This is a genomic window from Streptomyces sp. NPDC048417, from assembly GCF_040651615.1.
Lineage (GTDB): Bacteria > Actinomycetota > Actinomycetes > Streptomycetales > Streptomycetaceae > Streptomyces.
The window spans coordinates 67,296-83,883 of sequence record NZ_JBEZKI010000009.1 but is presented as its reverse complement, the minus strand read 5'-3'; the positions used below and the strand labels follow the sequence as shown (position 1 = coordinate 83,883).

The window sequence follows — 16,588 nt, the reverse complement described above, 5'->3', positions numbered from 1 at the left end:
GGCCCCTGTCGTGCACGCACTGAACAAGAACCGGCCGCTGCGGCGGATCATGCTGGCGAGTGCCGCCACCGTCTCCGGGATGGTGATGCTGCTGGCGCTGAAGCCGCACACCACCCCGACCGTGATCAGCGACTCGGCGGCTCCTGCCCCGTCGGCCGGCGCGAGCGACTCACCGGGCGCGAGCAGCAGCTCCGGCAAGTCCGGGAGCAGCAGCTCCGGCACCCGGACCGTCACCGGGGACACGGTCCAGACCCGCTGGGGCCCCGTCCAGGTGAAGGTGACCGTCAAGAGCGGAAAGATCACCGACGTCACGGCCGTGCAGTACCCGACGGAGAACCCCCGTGACCAGCAGATCAACAGCTACGCCATCCCGCAGTTGCGCCGCGAGACGCTGACGGCACAGAGCGCGCAGATCGACACCGTCTCCGGGGCCACCTACACCAGCGAGGGATACCAGCAGTCACTCCAGTCCGCACTGGACTCCGCGGGTCTCTGAACACTCGGGCCGTGCGGCGCGTATCTGTGGGCCAAGGGTCAAGTCCCCACGGAGGAACCGTGACCACCACGCTCGCAGGCGGACGTGCCGCCCGCCGCCAGACGATGCGCCGCATCCGCCCGCGCCGCTCCCCGGCCGTACCGCTGCTGCTCGCCGTATGGGCCGGCGCGGCGGCCGTGCTGTGGCTGTGGTGGCACAACACCCCGTCCATCGCCGACCAGAACGGCAAGATCCTCAACGCCGGCCGCATCACCGGTCTGCTGGCCGGATACCTGATGGCACTCGTCGTGCTGCAGATGGCCCGGGTGCCGGCGCTGGAGCGGCGGGTCGGCTCCGACCGCGTCGCCCGCTGGCACGCGATGAGCGGCCGCTACACCCTCTGCCTGGTCTTCGCGCACGTCTTCCTCATCATGTGGGGCTATGCCCTGCAGGCCGGCAAGACGCTGAACGACATCGTCCAGCAGACCATCGACTCCATCAACCAGCTCCCCGACATGGGCAAGGCGGCCATCGGCACCGGCCTGTTCGTGGTCATCGGCCTCACGTCGATCGGCCCGGTCCGGCGCAGGATGCCGTACGACACCTGGTACCACGTGCACCTGCTCACGTACGCGGCGGTGTTCCTGACCTTCTGGCACCAGATCACCACCGGCAACGACTTCGCCCTCACGCCGATCGCCAAGACCTTCTGGTACGGCCTGTACGGCGCCGTCACCGCGCTGGTCGTCTGGTACCGGATCTTCACCCCGATCCGGCTCAACCTGCGGCACCGGATGCGGGTCGAGGCGGTCATCGAGGAGACGCCGGGCATCGTGTCGGTGCTGATCGGCGGGCGCAAGCTGCACCGGATGGGCGCGCAAGCCGGCCAGTTCTTCCGCTGGCGGTTCATGGCCCCCGGCATGCGGTTCAGCTCGCACCCCTACTCGCTGTCGGCGGCGCCCCGCCCCGACATGCTGCGGATCACCGTCAAGGCGATCGGCGACCACAGCGCGCGGCTGCGCGAACTACGGCCCGGAACCAGGGTGTGGGCCGAAGGGCCGTACGGGGCGATGACCGCGTCCCGGCGCAGCCGCGGCAAGGTCCTGCTGGTGGCGGGCGGTGTCGGGATCACGCCCATGCGGGCGCTGTTCGAGACGCTGCCCGGCGCCGCCGGCGACCTGACCCTGCTCTACCGGGCCAACACCACGCAGGACCTGGCGCTCTGGGACGAACTCGCCAAGATCGCAGGCGAGCGCGGGGCCCGGCTGATGTACGCGGTCAACAGCCCGGAGGGCGAGCGGCCGGACATCTCCGCGGAGAACCTCCAGCGGAAGATCCCGGACATCGACAACCACGACGTCTTCATGTGCGGCCCGCCCGGGTTCGCGCAGCAGGTGTACGACGCTCTGCGCGGCGCGGGGGTTCCCGCCCGCCGCATCCATCACGAGTCGTTCGAGATGTGAGCGACGGGACCACGGAATCCAGGGAATCGGGAGTTCGGAAACGATGAGGAAGAGTCACCCCGTCAGGCGTGTGGTGCTGGCCACCGCGGCGACCGTGTCCGGTGTCGTGCTGCTGCTGTCGCTGAAGCCGTCGTCCGACCCGGCGTCCGCGTCGGCGGCGGGCGCGGCCCCCTCGGCCGCGGCGGCAGGCCAGGAGTCGCCGCAGGGCGGCACCGGGGCCGCCGGCGGCGCCACCACCGTCACCGGTGACGCGACCCAGACCCAGTACGGGGTCGTGCAGGTGCGGCTGACCGTCGCAGGCGGCAAGATCACCCAGGCCGAGGCGGTCCAGGCGCCCAAGGGCGGCACCAGCGACCAGAAGACCGCGCTGTCGGTGCCGCAGCTGAACAAGGAGGCGGTGGCGGCGCAGAGCGCGAACATCGACTCGGTCTCCGGCGCGACCTACACGAGCACCGGCTACAAGCAGTCGCTCCAGTCGGCGCTGGACAAGATGAAGGAAGCCGCCGCGTCCAGCTCGTCGGGTTCCTCGTCCGGCTCGTCCTCCTCCGGCTCCGCGCAGGCGCAGGCCAAGACGGTGACCGGGCAGGTCGCGCAGACCCAGTACGGGCCGGTGCAGGTCCGGATCACCGTCGCCGGCGGAAAGATCACCAAGGCGGAGGCCGTACAGGCGCCCAGCGGCGGCACCAGCGACCAGAAGACCGCGCTGTCCGTACCGAAGCTCAACCAGGAGGCGGTGGCGGCCGGGAACGCGAACATCGACTCGGTCTCCGGGGCCACCTACACCAGCACCGGCTACAAGCAGTCCCTGCAGTCGGCGCTGGACCAGGCCGGTGGCTGAGGCCGTGGCCGAGTCCGCGCAGGCTCCGGTCGCGGTACGTCACGCGGAGGAGGTCATGGGGACCGTCTTCTCCTTCGACGTCCGCGGCGGGGATCCGGACGCCGTACGGGCGGCCCTCGACGAGTCGGTCGCCGGGCTGCACCGGGTCGACGAGGTGTTCAGCACCTACCGCGAGAACAGCCAGGTGTCCCGGCTGGCGCGGGAGGAGATCGGCCTCGCGGAGTGCGCCCCCGAGATGGCCGAGGTGCTGGACCTCGCGGCCGAGGCGGAACGGGTGAGCGACGGCTGGTTCAGCACGCGCTACCGGGGGCGCCTCGACCCCACCGGCATCGTCAAGGGCTGGTCCGTCGAGCGGGCGGCGCGGGCGCTGGCGCGGGTGGCCGGGGTGACCGGGGTGAGCGTGAACGGCGGGGGCGACGTCCAGATGTTCGGCGCGCCCGAGCCGACGCGGGCGTGGCGGGTGGGGATCGCCGATCCGCTCAGGCCGGGCGGACTGGCGGCGGTGATCACGGCGGCGGGCGTGGACGAACTGGCGGTGGCCACCTCCGGTACGGCGGAGCGGGGCGCCCACATCGTCGACCCGCGGACCGGGAAGTCGGCGGTGACGGACCTGGTGGCGGTGACAGTGGTGGGGCCGCGGCTGACGTGGGCGGACTGCTGGGCCACGGCGGCGTTCGCGATGGGTTCGCGGGCCGGGTTGGCCTGGCTGGAGTCCCTGCCGGATGTCGAGGCGCTGCTGATCACGGCTGGTGACGAGGTGCGGTGCACCGGGGGGCTTGCGGCGCGTCTGGGCTGAGGGCGGAGTGTCGCTCACCGGCGCCGGCGGGGCGCCTCCTGCGTCCACCCGGGGCCCCTTGGGCCCCTTCAGGGGCGCCGGGCTGTGGCGATCTGCGGCTCCGCCGCGGGGCCCGATCAGCCCCCGTCCACCCGCGGACGAAACGACTGCGGGACCTTGCTGCGAAGTTTTTCGAATTTCTCCCGTAATACGCCATCTCATCTCCCCTCTCGGCCGTATCCCCTGTGAAGCGAGTTCCGGGAGGAACACCATGGCCATCTTCAGCAACCTCATGCCGGCCATGCACCGGCACCATGACGACCACGACCACGGCCACGGCCACGACCACGACGACCGGCACGGGCACCGTCACGACCACGACCACGGCCACGGCCACGACGACCGGCACGGCCACCGCCACGACCACGGCGACCGGCACGGGCACAACGGCTACTGAGCGCACGGGAAGGGTGAGCGGACCGGCGACCGGGAAAGCCGGTCCGCTCTGCCGCCGGCTCCCGGGGAATCTGTGTCATGGTGCGTTTCCTGCCGCATCCGCCGTCGCCCGGCGAGCCGTCCGACGCCGTCGTCACGGCCGCGCCCGCGGTGTCCCCGCGTGAGGTGTTCCGACGGTTCTGGCCGTACACCCGCGGTGGCCGCCGCTGGCTGGTACCCGTCGTCCTGCTGAGCCTGACCGCCCCGGTCGTGGACGCGGCGGAACTCTGGCTGTTCAAGACCGTCGTGGACGACGTGCTGGTACCTCGGGATCTGCGGCCGTTCCTGTGGGTCGCACCGGCCTATCTCGGTCTCGTCGTCTGCTCCGGCGTGCTGGGCTTCGCCGACGACGTGACGTCCACCTGGGTCGGCGAACGCTTTCTGCTGTCGCTGCGCTCCGATGTCTTCCGGCACGTCCAGGGGCTGTCGCTCGGCTTCTTCGAGCGCCGGCGGCTCGGGGACGTGCTCTCCCGGGTCACGGGCGACGTCGACGCGGTGGAGACGTTCCTGCTCTCGGGCGTGGCGGACGCCCTGTACTACGTGATCCGCCTCGGTGTCTTCGTCGGTCTGCTGTTCTATCTGCGCTGGGATCTGACCCTGCTCGCCCTCGTCATCGTGCCGCTGTTCTGGGGGTCCGCCCGGCACTTCTCCCGGCTGATCAAGGAGGCGTCGCGGGAGCGCAGGCGTCGCGGCGGCTCGCTCAGCGCGATCGCCGAGGAGTCGCTGGGCAACGTGGTGCTGGTGCAGGCGTACAACCGGCAGGGCTGGGAGGCACGCCGGTTCGACCGGGAGAACGTCGGCAGGTTCCGGGCGGCGATGGCCTCGGCGCGGATCCGTGCCGTGTACGGACCCGTCGTCGAGTTCATCGAGGTGGCGGGCGGCCTCGCGGTGCTGGGCCTCGGCACCTGGAAGCTGGCGGAGGGCCAGCTCACCCTCGGCGGACTGCTGGTGTTCCTCGCCCTGATCGGCAAGCTGTACAGCCCGGTGCACGGCCTGTCCGGGCTCGGCACCACCTTCTACGCGGCCTCCGCCTCGGCGGAACGGATCATCGAACTGCTGGACCAGCGCCCCCAGGTGACCGAGGCGCCGGGGGCCCGGCGGATCAACCGGGCGCGGGGTGCCCTGGAGTTCGACGGGGTGTGGTTCCGCTATCCCGGTACGGCGGCCTGGGCGCTGTCGGACGTGTCCTTCGAGGTGGCGCCCGGTCAGACGCTGGCGCTGGTCGGGGCGAGCGGGGCGGGCAAGTCCACGCTCGCGAAGCTGCAGTTGCGGTTCTACGACCCCGACCGGGGCGCGGTCCGGCTGGACGGGACCGACCTGCGCGAGTTCAGCCTGTCGGACGTGCGGGAGAGCATCGCGGTGGTGTTGCAGGAAACGCTCGTCTTCCACGGCACTGTGCGGGACAACATCGCCTACGGCCGGCCGGCGGCCACGGAGGCGGAGATCGTCGCGGCGGCGCGGGCCGCGGACGCGCACGAGTTCGTCGAGCGGCTTCCGGAGGGCTACGACACGCTCGTCGGGCAGCGCGGCCGGACGCTCTCCGGCGGCCAGTGCCAGCGGCTGGCGATCGCCCGGGCGATGATCCGGGACGCGCCGGTGCTGCTCCTGGACGAACCGACCGCCGGGCTCGACGTCCGCTCGGGCCGGCGGATCATGGACCCGCTGCGCCGGCTGATGGCCGGGCGGACGACCGTCGTCATCTCGCACAATCTGCTGACCGTCCGCGACGCCACCCGGATCGTGGTGCTCGACCACGGCCGGGTCGTCGAGGACGGCGCGCACGCGGACCTGCTCCGGCAGGAGGGGATGTACGCCCGGCTGCACCGGCTGAACGCGGGCGCGGTGCTGTCCTGAGCCTCGCGGGCCAAGCCCTGCCGGTGCGTGCTCGAGGCCAAGCCCTGCCGGTGCGTGCTCGAGGCCAAGCCCTGCCGGTGCGTGCTCGAGAGGGGCGGTTCACGTCTGCGGGGCCACCACCTTGCCCTTCTGCAGCTCGGCGGTGGCCAGGACGGCGCCGGCGGGAGAGGTCAGACGGGCGCCGGTGTACTTGGTGAGGTCGACGGGTACCGCCACGCCCCAGTTGCCGCGTCCGGCCCGCAGCGGGAACTCGCCGACCCTGACGGTGGTGCCGTCGGCGTGTTCGAGGAGGCAGGTGACCTTGCCGGTGTACGGAGTGCCGGTGAGGGCGACGGACACGAAGATCCAGGCGGGGCTGCCGGGGTGGGCGTAGACCTCGCCGACGGACTGCCTCCCGCCGGCCGGGATCATGTCCCCGACCAGCACGGGCTCGGACTCGACGGCGGGCGGCGCCGAGGCGGTGACCTCCTGGACGGCGGTGCCGACCGCCCAGCCGGCGAATCCGACGGCGACGGCGAGGGCGGCGGCGACCGCCGCGAGCCGCAGCCGGGCCCGCCGGGCGTGGCTGCGCCAGTCCCGGGGGGCGCGGGCGGCGGGCCGCTGCCCTTCGGATCCCGCCGCCTGCTCGGTGAGACTGCGCGCCACCCGGGCCTCGAAGCCGGCCGGTGGCTCGCGCTCCGGCAGCAGGCCGATCAACCGGTCGCCGATCCCGGTCAGTTGGCGTACGTACTCCCGGCAGTCCGCGCACCGGTCCAGATGGGCGACGGCCTCGGCCCGCTCGCGGCCGGGCAGTACGCCCAGCGCCAGTTCGGCGCCGACCTCCCGCAGCTTCTCGCAGTGCGCGTCACTGGACATGGTCGCCTCGCTTCGGAGACGCGAGTGCGGTACGGAGTTTCGCCATCGCCGCTCTGATCCGCGTCTTGGCGGTGCCCAGCGGGATCTGCTCCGCGTCGGCGATCTGCTGGGCGGTCATGCCGTAGATGCCTGCCATCACCAGGGCCCTGGCCTGCTCCCGCGGCAGCCGCGCCAGTGCGGCCCGGAGCTGGGTGGAGGCCTCGTCGGCCAGCGCCCACTGCTCGGGGGTCTCGGTGACGGCTTCGAGGAGGGGGTCGAGGTCCTCGGGTGCCATCGGTTCCGTCCGCCGGGCGCGGACGGCGTCGACGGCGAGGTTGTGCGCGATGGTCGTCAGCCAGGTCGCGACCGAGCCGCGGCGCGAGTCGTAGATCTGGGCATGCCGCCAGGCGCGCTCGAACGTCTGCTGGGCGACGTCCTCGGCGAGCTGCTGGTCCCCGGTGACGGCCATGGCGACTCCGAAGACCCGGTGCTGGAACCTCCGTACGAAGATCACAGCGAGCTCCGGATCTCCGGTGGCCAGCCCGGACAGCAGAGCCTCGTCCGGGAGGCGGCCGACGGGGAACCGGAATCCCGACACACCTCTGTATACGTTCGACGGCCGCCAGGGGATTGCTCTCCCGCCTGTCCGCCCGCCGCGGAAGATCACATGTCCATTGTCCGTCGGCGGGCCGGGCCCCGCACGCGGGTCAGTGGCCGTTCTGGGCCAGGCGCAGCAGGTGGTCCGCGAGGGCCTGGCCGCCGGTCGGCTCGCGGCTGATCAGCAGCAGCGTGTCGTCACCGGCGATCGTCCCGAGGATGTCCTGCAGCTCCGCCTGGTCGATCGCCGAGGCGAGGAACTGCGCCGCGCCGGGCGGGGTCCGCAGGACGACCAGGTTCGCCGACGCCTCCGCGGAGATCAGGAGCTCCTGGGAGAGACGCCGCATCCGCTCCTCCTTCGCCGACCCCCCGAGCGGCGCACGCGGGGTACGGAAACCCCCCTCGCTCGGCACCGCGTAGATCAGTTCCCCGTCGGTGTTGCGGATCTTCACCGCGTTCAGCTCGTCGAGGTCCCGGGAGAGCGTCGCCTGGGTGACCGTCAGCCCGTCGTCGGCGAGCAGCTTCGCGAGCTGGCTCTGCGAGCGCACCGGCTGCCGGTTGAGGATGTCCACGATCCGGCGGTGCCGGGCGGTCCGGGTCTGCGGTACCGCGGGCCCCGCCCCGCCCGACTGGTCGAACTCCTGCGCCTGGCTCATCGTCGTCTCATTCTCCGGATCGTCCGTCCCCGCTCGCTGCGTCGAGGATGCCGGGCAGGGCCCGCAGCAGCACGTCCACCTCGTCGTCGCGGAGGTTCAGCGGGGGCATCAGCCGAACGACGTCCGGGGCGGGCGCGTTCACCAGGAACCCGGCCTCCTGAGCCGCCTGCTGCACCTGTGCTGCCAGCGGCTCGGTGAGCACGATACCCAGGAGGAGGCCCGCACCCCGGACATAATCGATCAACCGGTGGCCGAGGCCCTCGATCCCGTCCCGCAACTTCTCGCTCTGCCGCTTGACGTTCTCCAGCAACCCCTCGTTCTCGATGGTGTCGAGGACGGCGAGGCCGGCGGCGCAGGCGACCGGGTTGCCGCCGAAGGTCGTGCCGTGGTGGCCCGGCTGGAGGAGGTCGGCTGCCCGGCCGAAGGCCACGGTCGCGCCGAGCGGCAGTCCGCCGCCGAGCTGCTTGGCGAGGGTGACCACATCGGGCAGCACGCCCTCGTGGGCCTGGTACTCGAACCAGGTGCCGGTCCGGCCGATGCCGGTCTGCACCTCGTCGAGGACGAGCAGGGCGCCGGTGGCCGCGGTGATCGCCCGGGCCGCCTTGAGATAGCCGACCGGGGGTACGACCACGCCGTTCTCGCCCTGCACGGGCTCGATGACGACCAGGGCGGTGTCCTCGGTGACGGCGGCGGCCAGCGCCTGCGCGTCGCCGTAGGGCACGTGGGTGACGTCGGCGGGCAGCGGGCGGAACGGGTCCTGCTTGGCGGGCTGCCCGGTGAGCGCGAGGGCGCCCATCGTACGGCCGTGGAAGCCGCCGTCGGTGGCGACCATGTGGGTGCGCCCGGTCAGCCGGCCGATCTTGAAGGCGGCCTCGTTGGCCTCGGCGCCGGAGTTGCAGAAGAAGACCCTGCCGTCGCGGCCGAAGAGCTGGAGCAGCCGTTCGGCGAGGGTGACGGTGGGCTCGGCCATGAAGAAGTTGGAGATGTGGCCGAGGGACGCGATCTGCTTACTGACCGCCTCGACGATCGCCGGGTGGGCGTGGCCGAGCGCGTTGGTGGCGATACCGCCGACGAAGTCGTAGTACGGGCGGTCCTCGGTGTCCCAGACCCTGACGCCCTCGCCTCGGACGAGGGGCAGCCGTGGGGTGCCGTAGTTGTTCATGAGCGCGCCCTGCCACCGGGTGGTCAGTTCCTGGTTGCTCACGACTGCTTCCCCTCTTGCTCGTCGGGCACGACCATCGTGCCGATGCCTTCGTCCGTGAAGATCTCCAGCAGGATCGAGTGCTGGACCCGGCCGTCGATGACGCGGGCGGTGGTGACGCCGTTGCGTACGGCGTGCAGACAGCCCTCCATCTTCGGCACCATGCCGGAGCTCAGCTCCGGCAGCAGCTTCTCCAGTTGGGAAGCGGTGAGGCGGCTGATCACCTCGTCGGAGTTCGGCCAGTCCTCGTAAAGGCCCTCGACGTCGGTGAGGACCATGAGAGTCTCGGCGTCCAGCGCAGCAGCGAGTGCCGCAGCCGCCGTATCAGCATTGACGTTGTAGACATGTCCGTCGTCCTCGGAGCGGGCGATGGAGGAGACGACCGGGATACGGCCGTCTGCGAGCAGGGCCTCGATCGCGCCCGTGTCGATCGCGGTGATCTCGCCGACCCGGCCGATGTCGACGAGTTCGCCGTCGATCTCGGGCCGGTGCCTGGTGGCGGTGATGGTGTGGGCGTCCTCGCCGGTCAGCCCGACGGCCAGCGGTCCGTGCTGGTTGAGCAGTCCGACCAGTTCGCGCTGGACCTGGCCGGCGAGCACCATCCGTACGACGTCCATGGCGTCCTCGGTGGTGACCCGGAGTCCGGCCTTGAACTCGCTGACGATGCCGTGCCGGTCGAGGGCGGCGCTGATCTGCGGGCCGCCGCCGTGCACGACGACCGGCTTGAGGCCGGCGTGGTGCAGGAACACGACGTCCTGGGCGAAGGCGGCCTTCAGGTCCTCGTCGATCATGGCGTTGCCGCCGAACTTGATGACGACGGTCCTGCCGTGGTGCCGGGTCAGCCAGGGCAGTGCCTCGATGAGGATCTGTGCCTTGGGCAGCGCGGTGTGCTTACGCGTGGTGCTCATGAGGAGTAGGCGCTGTTCTCGTGGACGTAGTCGGCGGTCAGGTCGTTGGTCCAGATGGTGGCGGTCTCGGAGCCGGCGGCGAGGTCGGCGACGATGTGCACCTCGCGGTAGCGCATGTCGACCTTCTCGCGGTCCTCGCCGACGCCGCCGTTCTTGCAGACCCAGACGCCGTTGATGGCGACGTTGAGCCGGTCGGGCTCGAAGGCGGCCGCGGTGGTGCCGATGGCGGAGAGGACGCGGCCCCAGTTGGGGTCCTCGCCGTGGATGGCGCACTTGAGGAGGTTGTTGCGGGCGATGGAGCGCCCCACCTCGACGGCGTCGTCCTCGGAAGCGGCGTTGACCACTTCCACCTTGATGTCCTTGCTGGCGCCCTCGGCGTCCCGGATCAGCTGCTGGCCGAGGTCGTCGCAGACGGCGCGGACGGCCTCGGCGAACTCCTCGTACTCCGGGGTGACCTCGGCGGCACCGGAGGCGAGCAGCAGCACGGTGTCGTTGGTGGACATGCAGCCGTCGGAGTCGACGCGGTCGAAGGTCGTGCGGGTGGCGGCCCGGAGCGCCGTGTCCAGGGCCTCGCTCTCGACGACGGCGTCCGTGGTGAGCACGACCAGCATGGTGGCCAGGCCGGGCGCGAGCATGCCGGCGCCCTTGGCCATCCCGCCGACCGTCCAGCCGTCCTTCGTCACGACGGACGTCTTGTGCACGGTGTCGGTGGTCTTGATGGCGATGGCGGCCTTCTCGCCGCCGTGCTCGCTCAGGGCGACGGCCGCGGTCTCGACCCCCGGCAGCAGCTTGTCCATCGGGAGGAGCACGCCGATCAGACCGGTCGAGCAGACGGCCACCTCGATGGCGCCACGGCCCAGCACCTCGCCGACCTTCTCGGCCGTCGCGTGGGTGTCCTGGAAGCCCTTGGGGCCCGTACAGGCGTTGGCGCCGCCGGAGTTGAGGACGACGGCCGAGACCTGGCCGCTCCTGAGCACCTGCTCGGACCACAGGACCGGCGCGGCCTTCACACGGTTGGAGGTGAAGACGCCCGCGGCGGCACGGCGGGGCCCGGTGTTGACCACGAGGGCCAGGTCCGGGTTGCCGCTCTCCTTGATCCCGGCGGCGATGCCCGCGGCCGTGAATCCCTTCGCTGCCGTCACGCTCACGGCGCAACTCCGATCGTGGTCAGCCCCGTGGTCTCGTCGAGCCCCAGGGCGAGGTTCATGCTCTGGACGGCACCGCCGGCGGTGCCCTTGGTCAGGTTGTCGATGGCGCTGATCGCGATGATGCGGCCCACGGCGTCGTCGTACGCGACCTGCACCTGAACGGCGTTGGAACCGTAGACGGACGCCGTCGCGGGCCACCGGCCCTCGGGGAGGAGGTGGACGAAGGGCTCGTCGGCGTAGGCCTTCTCGTAGGCGGCGCGGACGGTCTCGGCCGTCACCCCGCTCTTCGCCGCGGCGCTGCACGTGGCGAGGATGCCGCGGGGCATCGGCGCGAGGGTCGGCGTGAAGGAGACGGCGATGCGCTCCCCCGCCACGGCGCTGAGGTTCTGGATCATCTCGGGGGTGTGCCGGTGGCCGCCGCCGACGCCGTACGGCGTCATGGATCCCATGACCTCGCTGCCCAGCAGATGGGGCTTGGGCGCCTTGCCGGCGCCGGAGGTACCGGAGGCGGCGACGATCACCGCCTCGGGCTCGGCGATCCCGGCCGAGTAGGCCGGGTACAGGGCGAGGGAGACGGCGGTGGGGTAGCAACCGGGTACCGCGATGCGCTTGGACCCCTCCAGCGCGGCGCGGGCACCCGGCAGTTCGGGGAGGCCGTAGGGCCAGGTGCCGGCGTGCGGGGAGCCGTAGAAGCGCTCCCAGTCGGCCGGGTTGTTCAGGCGGAAGTCGGCGCCCATGTCGACGACGAGGACGTCCGGACCGAGCTGCTCGGCGACGGCGGCGGACTGGCCGTGCGGCAGCGCGAGGAAGACGACGTCGTGCCCGGCGAGGGCCTCGGCGGTCGTCTGCGCCAGTACGCGGTCGGCCAGCGGCAGCAGATGCGGCTGGAGCGCGCCCAGGCGCTGCCCGGCGTTGGAGTTGCCGGTCAGGGCACCGATCTCGACCTCGGGGTGCCCGAGGAGCAGCCGCAGGACCTCTCCGCCCGCGTACCCGCTAGCTCCGGCAACCGCCGCACGTACCGCCATGTCCATCCTCCTCTGGATGGCATGACTATACGGTTCTCTGCACTTTTATGCAACGGACCCCTTCGCCGCATACCCGAGGGCGGGTGACCGAGCACTTCAGTCGGCGAGGCTCGCGCCGAGCATCCCGGACGCCGCGAGCTCGTCCGCGTCCAGGATGCCGCCCGGCCCCGTCTCCACTCACCCGCACCAGCGGGCGGACTCTCACGCCGGCCATCTCGCCCACCCCCGAGGCCGCTTCCTGAACCGGCCGGCGACGTTCTTCTCGTCAACTAGCCGCTCCAGCCACCGAGGTTGGCGACAGAGCGCGGCTGGTAGACGGGGCCGAACGCCGGTGCCGTCGCTCGCCTGTTTCGCCTGCGCCGATACCGTCGGCCATGGGCGAGGTGCTCAGTCTTCGTCAGGCATCTCGCTGCGGATTCGGAACGTGGTGCGGTACGCCTGGGGCGAGACGCCGATGGCCGCATGCAGGTGCTGCCGCAACGAGTTCCCCGTGGCGAAGCCGACCTCCGCAGCAATCCGGTCGACCGAGAGGTCGGTGGTCTCCAGGAGGGTGCGGGCATGGTTCACCCGCTGCTGGGTGAGCCAGCGGCCGGGGCTGGTGCCCGTCTCCTCCTGGAAGCGGCGCGAGAAGGTGCGCGGGCTCATCCGGGCGTGCGCGGCAAGCTCCCGCAGGGCGAGCGGCCGGTCGAGGTGCCCCAGGGCCCAGGCGCGGGTCGCTCCGGTACCGGTGGCGCCCTGCGCGGGCATGGGCTGGACGATGAACTGGGCCTGGCCGCCCTCGCGCCAGGGCGGAACCACGCACTGCCGGGCGACCTGGTTGGCGACGGCGCTTCCGTGGTCGCGGCGCACCAGGTGCAGGCACGCGTCGATCCCGGAGGCGACACCGGCCGAGGTGAGCACGTCACCGTCGTTGACGAACAGCACGGCAGGGTCAAGCGCCACGCGGGGGAACAGCCGGCGGAACTCGTCCGCGAGCGCCCAGTGCGTGGTCGCGGGCCGCCCGTCGAGCAGGCCGGCCGCAGCCAGGGTGAACGCTCCGGTGCACAGGGAGACGATGCGGGTGCCGGGGCGGATGCGGGCGAGCGCCGAGCGGACCGGGCCGGGCAGGTCGGCCGTGAAGCGGCACATGTCGCAGGGCGGGAGGACGACCGTGTCGGCGCTCTCCAGCGCCTCGGGCCCGTGGTCGAGCGTGAGGGTGAGGCCGGCGCTGGTCGTGACCGTGCGGTCCTCGGTCGCGGCGCAGCTGGCCACCTCGTACGCCTTCGGAAGCCCGGCGTAGCGGACCCCGCCGAAGACCCGTTCGGGGATGCCCAAGTCGAAGAGGTACACGCCGTCGAGAGCGAGGACCACGACCCGGTGCGGCGGGCTGTCAGGGGCGGTTAAGGGTTCGAGCGCGACCATGGCACGATTCTATGGGTTTATGACCATCTTGCCATTGGCGAGGTCAGGGCCCCGGCCGCAGCCTGGAGCCATGAACACGCACACCATGCAGGTCATCAGCCAAGACACCCTCGGGGACCCGGACGTGCTCCGCCCCGTCCGGCGCGAGCGCCCGGAGCCCGGCGTCGGTCAGGTCCTCGTCGCCGTACACGCCGCCGGGGTCAACCCCACCGACGCCCAGCACCGCAGGCTCGGCCTGTTCCTGGGGGAGCCGCCCTTCACGCTCGGCTGGGACGTGTCCGGCGTCGTCGAGGCGGTCGGCCTGGGCGTCTCGCTCTTCGAGCCGGGCGACGAGGTGTTCGGCATGCTGCCGTACCCGAACGGGGCCGGAGCCTACGCCGAATACGTCACCGGTCCCGCCCGCGCCTTCGCGCCCAAGCCCGCCGCGCTCAGCCACACCGATGCCGCCGCGCTGCCGATGGCGGGCCTCGTCGCCTGGCAGGCGCTGGTCGACACCGCCGACGTGCGGGACGGGCAGCGGGTGCTGGTCCTCGGAGCGGCCGGCGGCATCGGACACATCGCGGTACAGGTCGCCAAGGCGCGCGGCGCGTACGTGATCGGCACGGCGTCCGACGACAAGGGCGACCTCGTGCGCGACCTGGGAGCGGACGACGTCATCGACTACCGCGCCGCCGACGTCGTCAAGGAGGCCCACGACATCGACGTGGTTCTCGACGTGGTCGGCGGCGCCGACCGGCTGCGTTCCCTCCAGACCCTCGGGCCCGGCGGCATCCTGGTCTCCAGCCTGCCCGTCGAATTCGACGAAGTGACCGAACGCGCCGCCGAGTTGGGGGTGCGGGCCACGAACCTGGTCGTCGAGCACGACCGGGCCGGCATGACCGGCCTCGCCGCCCTCGCCGAGGCAGGTCGGCTGCGCCCACACGTCGCCGCGACCTTCCCGCTCGCCGAGGCGGCCAAGGCCCACGCGCTGGCCGAGGCGGGAGGCGCCACCGGCAAGCTGGTGCTCACCGTCCGCCCGCAGGCCGACAGCAAGTCGTGACCTGGCGTCTGTGATCGTCGTAGCTGGCTGGTGCTGCCCGTCACGGGCATACGGGCGAATCGGCGAGGCGGCGCTGTCCGAGGACCGGCCGTGCGACGCCGCCTCCCTGCTCGGCGACTTCGGTCCGGGGCCCTGCCGTACGCCGACCGGATACGGCAGATCATGGACGACGGCGACACCTGGTGCGAGATAGGGGCGGCGGTCGCCCTGTGGCCGATCACGGGCGAGACGGAGTCGAGCCTGTCCGTCCTGGAGACGTACGTCCTGCCCGTCGCCGACGGCGACGAGTCCTACGGCAGCTTCCTCATGGCACTGCGTGCGATCGTCCGCCTCGGGACGGCCTCACCGGCCGTGCGAGCCGCCCTGCACAGGATGCGGGAGACCGACCGGCGGCTGTCGCCGTATCGGGACTACCGCGCGTTCCTGGACGACGAGGAGATCCGGTCCGCGATCGACGAGATGCTCGCTCTCCCTACGCCGCCTCCACCTTCGGCAGCATGACCCAGCGCGACACCACGAAAGTCACCGGAATCGCCGCCGCCGACGCCATCAGCGGAGCGAACCGGCTGCCGGCGTGCAGGACGTCGACGATCACGTACACCCCCACCGTGGTGATCACGAAATTCGTCGCGTTGGTCAGCGGGAACAGCAGGAATTTACGCCAGGTGGGCCGTATTCGGTAAGTGAACTTCGCGTTGAGAAAGAACGAACCGATCATGCTCAGCAGAAACGCGAGAATATGCGCGGCGAGGTACGGCAAATACATCAGGAACAGCAGGTAGAGGCCGTAGTACGTCGCCGTGTTGATGACCCCGATCAGTGCGAAGGTGATGATCTGCCCCGATATCGGGCGAGTGGGTCCGGTGGCGGTCGACGGGGTGGCGTTCGGCATCAGGGAATGAGGTCCTTCGTCGTGCCGCGGGTGCGGCTGTCCGCTCGATCCACGTTCGTCGCCTTCACCAGGAAGTGCGGGCGCCCCTTGACCTCGTAGTAGATCCGGCCGGTGTACTCGCCGATGACCCCGAGCATGATCATCTGTACGCCGGCCAGGGCGGTGACGGCTGTAATGATGGTGACATAGCCCGGCGTCTGGACGCCGTTGATCATCGCGCCGCCCACGATCCACGCCGTGTACGCGCCGGCCAGGGCCAGCAAGGTCAGGCCGAGGTAGAGCGCGGCGCGCAGCGGGCGGTTGTTGAAGGAGAGCAGCCCGTCGAGGCCGTAGTTGAGCAGGCTGCGGAACGACCAGGAGCTGCTCCCGTGTTCGCGCACCGCGTTCTCGTACTCGAAGGTGGTGCTGGGGAAGCCGACCCAGGCGAACAGGCCCTTGGAGAACCGGTTGTACTCGGTGAGGTCCACGATCGCGTCCACCACCCGGCGCGACATCAGCCGGAAGTCGCCCACGCCGTCGACGAGTTCGACGTCGACGAGCCGGTTGATGAGCCGGTAGTAGAGGCGGGCGGTGAGGGTGCGGGTGAAGCGGTCGCCCTGCCGGGTGCGCTTGGCGATGACCTGGTCGTAGCCCTCGCCGCGCAGTTCGACCATGCGCTTGATGAGTTCCGGCGGGTGCTGGAGGTCGGCGTCCATGACGATCACGGCGTCGCCGGTGGCGTGCTTCAGGCCGGCGAGCAGCGCCGACTCCTTCCCGAAGTTGCGGCTGAAGGAGACGTACCGGACGCGCGAGTCGCCGTCGGCGATCTGGCTGAGGAGGGACAGTGTCTGGTCACGGCTGCCGTCGTCGACGTACACGAACTCCATGTCGTGACCGAGCGGCAGAAGCTCGTTGGCGATCTTCTGGACCTGCTCGTGGAAGCGCTCGATGACGTCTTCCTCGTTGTAACAGGGCGCGACGATCGATATCAGCATGGGTTTCTCCCCC

18 protein-coding genes are annotated in these 16,588 nt (G+C 71.2%); 8 read left to right on the top strand and 10 right to left on the bottom strand.

Annotated features, from left to right (window positions below; all coding sequences use genetic code 11):
* Positions 1 to 10 precede the first annotated feature (10 nt).
* The 6 genes from AB0D59_RS16020 to AB0D59_RS15995 all read left to right on the top strand — a co-directional run bounded on the left by AB0D59_RS16020 (position 11) and on the right by AB0D59_RS15995 (position 5,900).
* Positions 11 to 496, top strand: coding sequence for an FMN-binding protein (locus AB0D59_RS16020; RefSeq protein ID WP_362565200.1), 486 nt, complete (start codon positions 11 to 13; stop codon positions 494 to 496).
* 59 nt (positions 497 to 555) lie between these two features.
* Entirely contained in the window at positions 556 to 1,938 is a 1,383-nt protein-coding gene (locus AB0D59_RS16015; protein ID WP_362565199.1) for a ferredoxin reductase family protein, read from the top strand.
* 43 nt (positions 1,939 to 1,981) lie between these two features.
* On the top strand, positions 1,982 to 2,776 hold the full coding sequence (locus AB0D59_RS16010) for an FMN-binding protein (protein WP_362565197.1): 795 nt from the start codon (positions 1,982 to 1,984) through the stop codon (positions 2,774 to 2,776).
* Positions 2,769 to 3,572: an FAD:protein FMN transferase gene (locus AB0D59_RS16005; protein WP_362565196.1), complete on the top strand. Its 804-nt coding sequence runs from the start codon at positions 2,769 to 2,771 to the stop codon at positions 3,570 to 3,572. The genes AB0D59_RS16010 and AB0D59_RS16005 overlap by 8 nt, the downstream gene beginning before the upstream one ends.
* Positions 3,573 to 3,822: 250 nt before the next feature.
* Positions 3,823 to 4,008, top strand: coding sequence for a hypothetical protein (locus tag AB0D59_RS16000; protein WP_362565195.1), 186 nt, complete (start codon positions 3,823 to 3,825; stop codon positions 4,006 to 4,008).
* A 77-nt stretch (positions 4,009 to 4,085) separates the two neighbouring features.
* Positions 4,086 to 5,900, top strand: a complete 1,815-nt coding sequence (locus AB0D59_RS15995; RefSeq protein ID WP_362565193.1) for an ABC transporter ATP-binding protein — start codon at positions 4,086 to 4,088, stop codon at positions 5,898 to 5,900.
* Between the two features lie 99 nt (positions 5,901 to 5,999).
* Here AB0D59_RS15995 and AB0D59_RS15990 read toward each other — a convergent pair whose 3' ends face one another.
* The 8 genes from AB0D59_RS15990 to AB0D59_RS15955 form a co-directional block, all read right to left on the bottom strand.
* Entirely contained in the window at positions 6,000 to 6,755 is a 756-nt protein-coding gene (locus tag AB0D59_RS15990) for a hypothetical protein (RefSeq protein WP_362565192.1), read from the bottom strand.
* Positions 6,745 to 7,332 carry a sigma-70 family RNA polymerase sigma factor gene (locus AB0D59_RS15985; protein ID WP_362565190.1) on the bottom strand — a complete coding sequence of 196 codons (588 nt, stop codon included), beginning with the start codon at positions 7,330 to 7,332 and terminating at the stop codon, positions 6,745 to 6,747. Before AB0D59_RS15985 ends, AB0D59_RS15990 begins: the two co-directional genes overlap by 11 nt.
* Before the next feature lie 109 nt (positions 7,333 to 7,441).
* Positions 7,442 to 7,987 carry an arginine repressor gene (locus AB0D59_RS15980; protein WP_362565188.1) on the bottom strand — a complete coding sequence of 182 codons (546 nt, stop codon included), beginning with the start codon at positions 7,985 to 7,987 and terminating at the stop codon, positions 7,442 to 7,444.
* A 7-nt stretch (positions 7,988 to 7,994) separates the two neighbouring features.
* Positions 7,995 to 9,149 (bottom strand): acetylornithine transaminase, encoded by a 1,155-nt coding sequence (locus AB0D59_RS15975; protein WP_362565540.1) that lies wholly within the window; start codon positions 9,147 to 9,149, stop codon positions 7,995 to 7,997.
* 38 nt (positions 9,150 to 9,187) lie between these two features.
* On the bottom strand, positions 9,188 to 10,096 hold the full coding sequence (gene argB / locus AB0D59_RS15970; protein WP_362565187.1) for an acetylglutamate kinase: 909 nt from the start codon (positions 10,094 to 10,096) through the stop codon (positions 9,188 to 9,190).
* A complete protein-coding gene (gene argJ, locus AB0D59_RS15965; RefSeq protein WP_362565186.1) occupies positions 10,093 to 11,244 on the bottom strand; it encodes a bifunctional glutamate N-acetyltransferase/amino-acid acetyltransferase ArgJ in 1,152 nt (383 codons plus the stop codon). Before argJ ends, argB begins: the two co-directional genes overlap by 4 nt.
* Positions 11,241 to 12,269 (bottom strand): N-acetyl-gamma-glutamyl-phosphate reductase, encoded by a 1,029-nt coding sequence (gene argC / locus AB0D59_RS15960; protein ID WP_362565184.1) that lies wholly within the window; start codon positions 12,267 to 12,269, stop codon positions 11,241 to 11,243. Before argC ends, argJ begins: the two co-directional genes overlap by 4 nt.
* 387 nt (positions 12,270 to 12,656) lie before the next feature.
* Positions 12,657 to 13,670: a helix-turn-helix domain-containing protein gene (locus AB0D59_RS15955; RefSeq protein WP_362565183.1), complete on the bottom strand. Its 1,014-nt coding sequence runs from the start codon at positions 13,668 to 13,670 to the stop codon at positions 12,657 to 12,659.
* Positions 13,671 to 13,740: 70 nt separating this feature from the next.
* Here AB0D59_RS15955 and AB0D59_RS15950 point away from each other — a divergent pair, with 70 nt between their 5' ends.
* Together AB0D59_RS15950 and AB0D59_RS15945 are read left to right on the top strand one after the other, a co-directional pair.
* Positions 13,741 to 14,709 (top strand): NADP-dependent oxidoreductase, encoded by a 969-nt coding sequence (locus AB0D59_RS15950; protein ID WP_362565182.1) that lies wholly within the window; start codon positions 13,741 to 13,743, stop codon positions 14,707 to 14,709.
* A 90-nt stretch (positions 14,710 to 14,799) separates the two neighbouring features.
* Positions 14,800 to 15,210: a hypothetical protein gene (locus AB0D59_RS15945; RefSeq protein ID WP_362565180.1), complete on the top strand. Its 411-nt coding sequence runs from the start codon at positions 14,800 to 14,802 to the stop codon at positions 15,208 to 15,210.
* Here the strand turns inward: AB0D59_RS15945 and AB0D59_RS15940 are convergent.
* Both AB0D59_RS15940 and AB0D59_RS15935 read right to left on the bottom strand, forming a co-directional pair.
* Entirely contained in the window at positions 15,182 to 15,601 is a 420-nt protein-coding gene (locus AB0D59_RS15940) for a GtrA family protein (protein ID WP_362565179.1), read from the bottom strand. The two genes, AB0D59_RS15945 and AB0D59_RS15940, sit on opposite strands and share 29 nt — an antisense overlap.
* Complete coding sequence (locus AB0D59_RS15935) at positions 15,601 to 16,575, bottom strand: glycosyltransferase family 2 protein (protein ID WP_362565177.1); 975 nt, start codon at positions 16,573 to 16,575, stop codon at positions 15,601 to 15,603. Before AB0D59_RS15935 ends, AB0D59_RS15940 begins: the two co-directional genes overlap by 1 nt.
* Positions 16,576 to 16,588: the final 13 nt, after the last annotated feature.

Coding starts and splice junctions, on each gene's coding strand:
- AB0D59_RS16010 (WP_362565197.1), top strand. CDS start 1,982: ATGAGGAAGAGTCACCCCGTCAGGCGTGTGGTGCTGGCCACCGCGGCG.
- AB0D59_RS16000 (WP_362565195.1), top strand. CDS start 3,823: ATGGCCATCTTCAGCAACCTCATGCCGGCCATGCACCGGCACCATGAC.
- AB0D59_RS15995 (WP_362565193.1), top strand. CDS start 4,086: ATGGTGCGTTTCCTGCCGCATCCGCCGTCGCCCGGCGAGCCGTCCGAC.
- AB0D59_RS15990 (WP_362565192.1), bottom strand. CDS start 6,755: ATGTCCAGTGACGCGCACTGCGAGAAGCTGCGGGAGGTCGGCGCCGAA.
- AB0D59_RS15980 (WP_362565188.1), bottom strand. CDS start 7,987: ATGAGCCAGGCGCAGGAGTTCGACCAGTCGGGCGGGGCGGGGCCCGCG.
- AB0D59_RS15975 (WP_362565540.1), bottom strand. CDS start 9,149: ATGAACAACTACGGCACCCCACGGCTGCCCCTCGTCCGAGGCGAGGGC.
- argB (WP_362565187.1), bottom strand. CDS start 10,096: ATGAGCACCACGCGTAAGCACACCGCGCTGCCCAAGGCACAGATCCTC.
- argC (WP_362565184.1), bottom strand. CDS start 12,269: ATGGCGGTACGTGCGGCGGTTGCCGGAGCTAGCGGGTACGCGGGCGGA.
- AB0D59_RS15955 (WP_362565183.1), bottom strand. CDS start 13,670: ATGGTCGCGCTCGAACCCTTAACCGCCCCTGACAGCCCGCCGCACCGG.
- AB0D59_RS15950 (WP_362565182.1), top strand. CDS start 13,741: ATGAACACGCACACCATGCAGGTCATCAGCCAAGACACCCTCGGGGAC.
- AB0D59_RS15940 (WP_362565179.1), bottom strand. CDS start 15,601: ATGCCGAACGCCACCCCGTCGACCGCCACCGGACCCACTCGCCCGATA.
- AB0D59_RS15935 (WP_362565177.1), bottom strand. CDS start 16,575: ATGCTGATATCGATCGTCGCGCCCTGTTACAACGAGGAAGACGTCATC.